At 59.6% G+C, this 9,026-nt stretch carries 6 protein-coding genes; 1 reads left to right on the top strand and 5 read right to left on the bottom strand.

The features are described from left to right. From AB4Z20_RS11885 to AB4Z20_RS11870, 4 genes are all read right to left on the bottom strand, one after another. The coding region (locus AB4Z20_RS11885) for an OprD family outer membrane porin (protein ID WP_442089925.1) at positions 1–452 on the bottom strand (452 nt) is incomplete at its 3' end. A gap of 752 nt (positions 453–1,204) precedes the next feature. Next, complete coding sequence (gene adeC / locus AB4Z20_RS11880) at positions 1,205–2,662, bottom strand: AdeC/AdeK/OprM family multidrug efflux complex outer membrane factor (RefSeq protein ID WP_053119222.1); 1,458 nt, start codon at positions 2,660–2,662, stop codon at positions 1,205–1,207. After that, complete coding sequence (emhB, locus tag AB4Z20_RS11875) at positions 2,659–5,823, bottom strand: efflux RND transporter permease subunit EmhB (protein ID WP_214512138.1); 3,165 nt, start codon at positions 5,821–5,823, stop codon at positions 2,659–2,661. The genes adeC and emhB overlap by 4 nt, the downstream gene beginning before the upstream one ends. A 3-nt stretch (positions 5,824–5,826) precedes the next feature. Further along, entirely contained in the window at positions 5,827–6,984 is a 1,158-nt protein-coding gene (locus tag AB4Z20_RS11870; protein WP_214512137.1) for an efflux RND transporter periplasmic adaptor subunit, read from the bottom strand. A 287-nt stretch (positions 6,985–7,271) separates the two neighbouring features. Here AB4Z20_RS11870 and AB4Z20_RS11865 point away from each other — a divergent pair, with 287 nt between their 5' ends. After that, positions 7,272–7,904, top strand: a complete 633-nt coding sequence (locus tag AB4Z20_RS11865; RefSeq protein WP_214512136.1) for a TetR family transcriptional regulator — start codon at positions 7,272–7,274, stop codon at positions 7,902–7,904. Between the two features lie 378 nt (positions 7,905–8,282). Here the strand turns inward: AB4Z20_RS11865 and AB4Z20_RS11860 are convergent, their stop codons facing one another. After that, positions 8,283–8,909 (bottom strand): hypothetical protein, encoded by a 627-nt coding sequence (locus AB4Z20_RS11860; RefSeq protein WP_253472137.1) that lies wholly within the window; start codon positions 8,907–8,909, stop codon positions 8,283–8,285. Positions 8,910–9,026 lie beyond the last annotated feature (117 nt).

Below are 9,026 nucleotides of genomic sequence, written 5' to 3'. Positions count from 1 at the left end.
CGGCCGTCGTCGGAACGCAGGATCGGCAGCACCGGCATCCACTCACCGACTTTCAGTTCGGTCTTCGACACCTTGGCCTTGAGGGCGACGCCCAGGCGACCGAAGTCATCGGCCGGACGACCGTCATCGTGCACCGGCAGCAGTTGCGTACCGGCCGTACCACGACCGCCGTCGAGCTTGACCGAGTACAGGCCCAGCACGTCCACGCCGAAACCGACCACACCCTGAGTGAAACCGGACTTGGCGTCGAGGATGAAACTCTGGGTCCATTCCTCGGCTTTACCTTGGGTGGCGTTCGAGTTGGTGAAGTTGCGGTTGAAGTAGAAGTTGCGCAGGTTGAGGTTGACCTTGGCATCTTCGACAAACCCCGATTCCGCGGCCAGGACGGGCAGGGCGGTACTGGTCAGGGCGACGGCAATGAGGCTGGGGATAAAGTGCTGTGTGGGCTTCATGGGCGTTGTCTCTATTTTTTGTGGACGAAGCGAGTTGCTGCCGCACGTTTGAGGTGCAGGCGCTAAGGGCGGAGCCAGGGTCGTCAGGGCGATTGGGGATCAGCCGGGTGAGGCGGGGTGTAGGGGCATGGCGTCGAACCTGTTGTTATTGGTTTTGTGCGAGCGATGGTGAAGGGCGGCCCGGGATCGGTTCAATTGCCGTTTGCGGGTTTTGGGCGATTATCGAACGGCAAAACAACCCGGCCGGGTCGAAATTGTTGGTCGAGTACATATCCATTGCTGCGGTAATGGCTACCTAGGGTTTCGCCCTTACGGCGAGTCACTTTCGAAAAGCCCGGAAGCCGGCCCAGTCGAAAGTAACCAAAGCGCTTTTGCCCCACCACTTGGTGCCTCGCTCCGGCATTGCTCCGTGGGCCGCCGCGAAGGGCCATCCATGGCCCAGCGCGGCTAACCCGGCATCCATGCCGGGTTACCCACTCCACAATGCCTGCGTTCGGCCATCGTGGTTAACGGGGCGCCGAGATCAACGTCCGCCCCGAGGCGGCCTAGTAGCCGACCTGGCTCTTTTGGTCGTACACCTGTCAGATCTGTGGGAGCAAAGCTTGCTCGCGAAACAGGCGCCTCGGCTCCTGAAAGCCCGCATCGCCTCCATCGCGGGCAAGCCTTGCTCCCACATAGGCCAGCGTTAAAGCGCACACAAACAAAAAGCCCACCTTTCGGTGGGCTTCGTGTTTCAGTCTTCAGGCATCAAATCAGAACAATTTCATCTTCGGCGCTTCTTCTTTCACCGGTTCGTTCTTGCCCGTCTCGGCATTCCAACCACCGCCGAGTGCCTTGTACAGATTGACCTCACTGGTCAGTTGCGCAAGACGGTCAGTGATCAGCGATTGTTGCGCGCTGAACAACTGGCGTTGGGCGTCGAGGAAGGTCAGGTTGCTGTCGACGCCGATGCGGTAGCGACGCTCAGCCAGGCGGTAGTAGTCCTGGTTGGCGGCGACAAAGTCAGTCTGGGCCTGCAACTGTTCGTTGTAGGTCTGGCGCGCGGCCAGGCCGTCGGAGACTTCCTGGAACGCCGTCTGAATCGACTTCTCGTACTGCGCGACGTTGATGTCTTTCTGGATCTTGGCGTAGTCCAGGCTCGCACGCAGGCTACCGGCGTTGAAGATCGGCAGGTTGATTTGCGGCGCGAAGGTCCAGGTGCCCGAACCACCCTTGAACAGGCCGGACAGGTCCGGGCTCAGGGTGCCAGCGTTGGCCGTCAGGCTGATGCTCGGGAAGAACGCGGCCCGTGCGGCGCCGATGTTGGCGTTGGCAGCCAGCAGGTTGCGTTCGGCCTGGAGGATATCCGGACGACGCTGCAGCAGGTCCGACGGCAGCCCGGCCGGCACTTCGCTGAGCAGGTCATCGCTCAGCGGTTGCGAGTTCAGGTTGGCCGGCAGGCCGGTGCCCAGCAGCAGGGTCAGGCTGTTTTCGTCCTGTGCGACCTGGCGGGTGTAGCGGGCCAGTTGCACACGGGCGTTTTCCACGGCGGTGCGGGCCTGGCTCAGGTCCAGGGCCGAGGCCACGCCGACTTCGGCGCTGCGCGAGGTCAGCTTGAAGCTTTGTTCGTAGGCACCGAGGGTTTCCTGGGTCAGCTTGAGCAGTTCCTTGTCGGCTTGCCAGGTCAGGTAGGCATTGGCGACGTTGGCCACCAGGCTGATCTGGGTGCTGCGACGGGCTTCTTCGGTGGCGAAGTAGCTTTGCAGCGCTTGCTCGCTCAGGCTGCGAACCCGACCGAACAGGTCCAGTTCATAGGCGCTGATGCCCAAGGTCGCCGAATACGAACTGCTGATCGCCGCTTCACCGGTTTGCGAAGCCCGTGCCGGTACCCGCTGGCGGCTGCCGGAGCCGGTGGCCGAGACCGCCGGGAACAGGTCCGCACGCTGGATACGGTATTGCGCGGCATAGGCATCGATGTTCAGCGCCGCGACACGCAGGTCGCGGTTGTTTTCCAGGGCGACCTGGATCAGCTGTTGCAACGCCGGGTCATGGAAAAACTGTTTCCAGCCTTGCTCGGCGGCGGCCTGGCCGGGCGCATTGGCCGCCTCGTAGGCCGGCCCTTGCGGGTATTGCGCCGCGACCGGTGCTTCGGGCCGCTGATAGTCGGGGATCAGCGAGCAACCGCTGAGCACGACGGCGGCGATGGTCAGGGAGAGTAGCGACTTGCTCATTGGCCAGCCTCTTTGGAAGTTTCAGGAGTGTCGTGCTCGTCGGTGTTTTTTCGACGGCCTATCGACGACACGGTCACGAAGAACAATGGCACCCAGAAGATCGCCAGGATGGTAGCGGTGATCATACCGCCAATCACCACGGTACCGATGGCGTGTTGGCTTCCCGAGCCGGCACCCGTGGAAATGGCCAGTGGCACCACCCCGAGAACGAAGGCCAGGGACGTCATGATGATCGGGCGCAAACGCATGCGGCAGGCCTCAATGGCGGCCTCCTGCAAACTCCTGCCCTGTTCATGCAGGTCTTTGGCGAACTCGACGATCAGAATGGCGTTTTTCGCTGCCAGACCGATGGTGGTCAACAGACCTACCAGGAAGTACACGTCGTTGGAAAGACCACGCAGGCTGGTCGCCATCAACGCACCGACAATCCCGAGTGGCACCACGAGCACGACCGCAATCGGAATCGACCAGCTTTCATACAGCGCCGCCAGACACAGGAACACCATCAGAATGGACAGCGCGAACAACGCTGGTGCCTGAGAGCCTGCCAATCGTTCTTCGTAAGACAGGCCTGTCCAGGAAATACCAACACCGGCTGGCAGCTTCTTGGCCAGTGCTTCGACTTCGGCCATGGCTTCACCGGTGGAGTAACCTGGTGCCGGAGTCCCGAGGATTTCCATGGCTTCCACGCCGTTGTAACGAGCCAGCTTCGGCGATCCGTAGACCCACTCACCCTTGGCGAATGCGGTGAACGGCACCATGGTCCCGGCGCTGTTGCGTACGTACCACTTCTTCAGGTCTTCGGGGCTCATGCGCGCGCCTGGCTGGCCTTGCACGTACACCTTCTTCACCCGACCACGGTCGATGAAGTCGTTCACATAGCTACTGCCCAGGGCAATCGACAGGGTGTTGTTGATGTCCGACAAGGTGATGCCCAGCGCGCTGGCCTTCTCGTCATCGATCTCCAACTGGTATTGCGGTTCGTCGTTCAGGCCGTTCGGACGCACCTGGGCCAGCACCTTGCTCTGGGATGCCATGCCCAGGAACTGGTTACGGGCTTCCATCAACTTGTCATGACCGATACCGGCACGGTCCTGCAGGAATACGTCGAAACCGGTGGCGTTACCCAGTTCCATCACCGCCGGCGGTGCGAAGGCGAACACCATTGCGTCGCGGAAGGTGAAGAAGTGTTGCTGGGCGCGGCCAGCGATCTTGAACACGGAGTTGTCAGCGTTACGCTCTTCCCACGGTTTGAGCATGATGAATGCCAGGCCGGAACTCTGGCCTCGACCGGCGAAGTTGAAGCCGGTCACGGTGAACACCGAGGCCACGCCATCACCTTCACCGCCGTCCTTGCTCGGACGCAGCAGGAACTCCCGCATCTTGTCCACCACCACCTGGGTACGCTCGGCGCTGGACCCGGCCGGTGTCTGCACTTGGGCAAACAGCACGCCCTGGTCTTCTTCAGGGAGGAACGAGGATGGGATGCGCATGAACAGCCAGATCATGCCGGCGAAGATGATCACGTAGACCAGCAGATACGGCGCCTTGTTGCGCAGAATATTGCCAACGCCACGTTCGTAGCTCATCACGCTGCGATCGAAGTTGCGGTTGAACCAACCGAAGAATCCGCGTTTTGGTACGCCGTGCTCGCCTTTTGGAATGGCTTTAAGCATGGTGGCGCACAGGGCAGGAGTGAAAATAAGCGCCACCAGTACCGACAGGGCCATGGCCGAGACGATGGTGATGGAAAACTGCTTGTAGATCACACCGGTGGAGCCGCCGAAGAACGCCATCGGCAGCAGTACTGCCGAGAGCACCAGGGCGATACCCACCAGTGCGCCCTGGATCTGCCCCATGGATTTCTTGGTGGCTTCCTTGGGCGACAGGCCTTCTTCGCTCATCACCCGTTCGACGTTTTCCACCACGACGATGGCGTCGTCCACCAGCAAACCGATGGCCAGCACCATGCCGAACATGGTCAAGGTGTTGATGCTGAAACCGAACGCCGCGAGGATCCCGAAGGTCCCCAGCAGTACCACCGGCACGGTCATCGTGGTGATGATGGTGGCGCGGAAATTCTGCAGGAACAGGAACATCACCAGGAACACCAGCGCGACCGCTTCGACCAGGGTTTCAACCACACCCTTGATCGACTCGCTCACTACCGGCGTGGTGTCGTAGGGGAACACCACTTCCAGGCCTTGCGGGAAGAATGGCTTGAGGTTTTCCACGGTCTGGCGCAGAGCCTTGGCCGTATCGAGGGCGTTGGCACCGGTCGCCAGTCGCACCGCCAGGCCGGAGGCCGGGGCGCCGTTGAACTGGGCATTAATGGCGTAGCTCTCACCGCCCAGGCCAACATCCGCCACATCGCCGACGCGCACTTGCGAGCCGTCCGGATTGACCTTGAGCAAAATGGCCTTGAACTGCTCGGCGGTCTGCAGGCGGGTCTTGCCGATGATGGTGGCGTTCAATTGTTGACCGGGCATGGCCGGCAGGCCGCCGAGTTGGCCGGACGAGACCTGGACGTTCTGCGCGGAAATGGCCGTGCTCACATCCACCGGGGTCAGGTTGAAGTTGTTCAACTTGGCCGGGTCGAGCCAGATCCGCATCGCGTATTGGGCACCGAAGACCTGGAAGTCACCAACGCCCTTGGTGCGCGAGATCGGGTCCTGCATGTTGGACACGATGTAGTTGGACAGGTCTTCCCGGGTCATGCTGCCGTCGCGCGACACCACGCCGATCACCATCAGGAAGTTTCTCACTGACTTGGTCACGCGGATGCCCTGTTGCTGCACTTCTTGCGGCAGCAGCGGGGTGGCCAGGTTCAGCTTGTTCTGGACCTGGACCTGCGCGGTATCGGAGTTGGTGCCTTGCTCGAAGGTGGCAGTGATGGTCATGCTGCCGTCGGAGTTACTTTCCGACGATACATAACGCAGGTTGTCGATGCCGTTGAGCTGCTGCTCGATGACCTGAACCACGGTGTCCTGCACGGTTTGCGCGGACGCGCCCGGGTAGGTCACCTGGATCGCAATGGCCGGCGGCGCAATGCTCGGGTACTGGTTGATCGGCAACTTGAGAATCGATAGAGCCCCGACCAGCATGATCACCAGGGCGATCACCCAGGCGAAAATCGGACGGTCGATAAAGAATTTCGACATGGTTTACTCCCCTTTGCCGCCGGCGGCTTTTTCAGCTGCCTGTGCGGGGGCCGGGTTCTTGGTATCGACGTTGGTGGCCTCGGTGGCTTTGACTTCCACGCCCGGGCGTACGAACTGCAACCCTTCGGTGATCAGGCGATCGCCGGCCTTGAGCCCGTCTTCGATCAGCCATTGGCTGCCAACGGTGCGGCTGGCCTTGAGCTGACGCAGTTCGACCTTGTTGTCAGCGCCAACGACCAAGGCGGTCGGCGTACCCTTGAGGTCACGGGTCACGCCTTGCTGCGGGGCGAGGATCGCCGCGCTGTTCACGCCGGCCTGCAGTTGTGCATGGACGAACATGCCCGGCAGCAGGGTGTGGTCAGGGTTGGGGAACACGGCGCGCAAGGTCACCGAACCGGTGGTCTGGTCAACCGACACTTCGGAAAATTCCAGCTTGCCCTCGTGCGGGTACAGGCTGCCATCTTCCAGGGTCAGCTTGACCATGGCGGCGTTATCGCCGGCCTTTTGCAGACGGCCGCTTTCCAGCTCACGGCGCAGTTGCAGCAACTCGACCGAACTCTGTGTCACGTCGACGTAGATCGGGTCCAGTTGCTGGATGGTTGCCAGGGCATCGGCCTGACCATTGCTCACCAACGCGCCCTCGGTCACCGAGGAACGACCGATACGGCCGGAGATCGGCGCGTAGACTTTGGTGTAGCGCACATTGATCTGGGCAGTTTGCAGATTGGCTTCCGACTCCAGGCGGTTGGCCACGGCGGTGTCGTATTCCTGACGGCTCACCGCCTGTTCGTCCACCAATTGCTTGTAGCGATCGGCAATCGACTTGGTGGAACGCAGGTTGGCCTCGGCGCTCTTGAGAGTCGCTTCATAGACGGCTGGGTCGATCTGGTACAGCTGCTGGCCGGCCTTGACGTCGGCGCCTTCCTTGAACAGGCGCTTGAGAATGATGCCGTTGACCTGTGGCCGCACTTCCGCGACGCGGAACGCGCTGGTGCGCCCCGGAAGCTCCGACGTCAGGGTGAAAGGCTGGGTCTTGAGGGTTACGACGCCGACCTGAGGAGGCGGAGGAGCAGGTGCAGCCTCTTCCTTTTTGCATCCGCTGAGCAGCGATGCCAGGGCGATGGCAGTAACCAGGGCAGTAACAGCTGGCTTGAATTGCATGGAAATCCTCGGGTCCAGGCGCGCAACTGGCGCACTCGAAAGGTGGAAAGGTAAAAAGGCGCACTATTTCAATTAGTAGGATGCTAAGAAATATACTTACGTACATGGTTGTTTGTAAACAGCCAAATTGCGTAACATCCGGATTTACAAAAGCCTGACAAAGGCCAGCGTAGATCGGGGACGCGTTCCAAGAGACGTCGCCTCATATTTTGTTCCGTTGATTCTTACGCATTGCTGACGTGTTGCTGTCGCGTTGCTGACGCATCCTGATTGAGGTGTTTACTGCCATGGTCCGTCGTACCAAAGAGGAAGCCCTGGAGACTCGCAGCCAGATACTCGAAGCCGCCGAAAAGGCGTTTTTCGAGCGAGGCGTGGCGCGTACGACCCTGGCCGACATCGCGACACTGGCCGGAGTGACGCGCGGCGCCATCTATTGGCATTTCAGCAACAAGGCGGACCTGCTCCAGGCCATGCTCGATACCCTGCACGAGCCGCTCGATGAGTTGGCCCGTGCCAGTGAGAATGAGGAGGAGCTTGACCCGCTGGGCTGTATTCGCAAGCTGCTGGTCCGGTTGTTCCAGCAAGTGGCCCTGGACCCGAAAACCCGGCGCATTAATGAGATCCTGTTCCATAAGTGTGAATTCACCGATGAAATGTGCGATTTGCGCCAGCAGCGACGCGAGGTCAGCCTCGACTGCAATGTGCGCATCGCCCTGTCGTTGCGCAATGCGATGAAACGCGGCCAGTTGCCGGATGATCTGGATCCCGAAAGGGCGGCAGTTGCCATTCATGCCTACATCGACGGCATCTTGTACCAATGGCTACTGGCCCCCGACAGCTTCGCCCTGGCGGCTGAGGCCGAGCGCTGGGTGGAGATCGGGCTGGACATGCTGCACTTGAGCCCCAGCCTGCGCAAATGAAACAAAACGCGTAATTGCGTCGGTTTGTGTCAATACGTCCGCGTAAGGATGCTTTTATAAACCGACACTGGCGCGGTTGGTAGGCAATTGGCGGCGAATTTTGTAGGAAATTTGTTTCGCGCGGGTGAATGTGCAGGAAGAATCCGCTCGGCAAGGTCATCCGACCGGGCCGCCAGATGCCTCGCCAGACGGCCCTGGCGAGGCTGTAATACTGTTCTTAAGAAAAACTATGAACCTGTGGCGAGGGAGCTTGCTCCCGCTTGAGTGCGAAGCGCTCACAAGAAAGGGCTGCTACGCAGCCCAGCGGGAGCAAGCTCCCTCGCCACAAGGATTCAGGCAAGCCTTAAGTGAACAGCATTACGGGCGAGGCCGAATGGTTTAGCTCAGCGTGAGTTCCACAGTAAAACCATAGGGCTCTTCACTGGCGGTGCGAGTGATTCGAGTCGTGCATTGGATCGGGCTTGTTCCAATAGAAGTCAATATGTGGGTCCGGACGGGTGTCAGCGTCGGTGAAATAACACCGAAGGATGTATTGACGCGCAAACCAAAGTCAAAGCGAAAGCCAAACTCTTTATCGCCGAATACAATGAAGTGTTTGAATATCTCCCTACTGGGACTGCCCAGGCGTCGGGTATAAGCGAAGTCGAACTTCCAGGTTTGGATATCCCAGGGAAGAATCAGTGTGGGGTGTTGCTCGTGCGCATTCAACGGCAAGTTGTGTTCGCCGACTTCAAAATCCAAATCGGTATGATTGATCAACTTTACGATGAGACGGGTGCGGTTTGGGTTGATGCGCTCCTGTTCCCAGGCTTGAACCTGCTCGTTGACCTTGTCGTTCAGGTTCGCTTTCTCTATCAGTGCCGTGAGCATCGGCATGTATTCTTGCGTATCGAGTGACTTGAGGTATTGGTACAACACGGCCAACGGTGCCCAACTGAATTGAGAGGCGATGAGTTCATAAATGCCATTGTTGGTCTGTTGACTGTTTTCAGGGGAGGCGTTCATTTGAAATCCTTTTCAAAGAGAGTGACTGCAAGCAAGACGTTTTGTCTTGTTGCTGGCGATAATAGGAAGGGTTGAACGGCTTTTAGAAGTTTGGATGTTTGACTGGATATTTAGCGC

Origin of the sequence: Pseudomonas sp. KB_12 (assembly GCF_052114545.1) — a bacterium.
Classification (GTDB): Bacteria; Pseudomonadota; Gammaproteobacteria; order Pseudomonadales; family Pseudomonadaceae; genus Aquipseudomonas; species Aquipseudomonas brassicacearum.
This window is presented reverse-complemented; position numbering and strand designations above follow the sequence as displayed.

What these genes read in the sequence shown, in the direction of transcription:
- adeC (WP_053119222.1), bottom strand. Translation starts at nt 2,662, where the DNA reads ATGAGCAAGTCGCTACTCTCCCTGACCATCGCCGCCGTCGTGCTCAGC.
- emhB (WP_214512138.1), bottom strand. Translation starts at nt 5,823, where the DNA reads ATGTCGAAATTCTTTATCGACCGTCCGATTTTCGCCTGGGTGATCGCC.
- AB4Z20_RS11870 (WP_214512137.1), bottom strand. Translation starts at nt 6,984, where the DNA reads ATGCAATTCAAGCCAGCTGTTACTGCCCTGGTTACTGCCATCGCCCTG.
- AB4Z20_RS11865 (WP_214512136.1), top strand. Translation starts at nt 7,272, where the DNA reads ATGGTCCGTCGTACCAAAGAGGAAGCCCTGGAGACTCGCAGCCAGATA.
- AB4Z20_RS11860 (WP_253472137.1), bottom strand. Translation starts at nt 8,909, where the DNA reads ATGAACGCCTCCCCTGAAAACAGTCAACAGACCAACAATGGCATTTAT.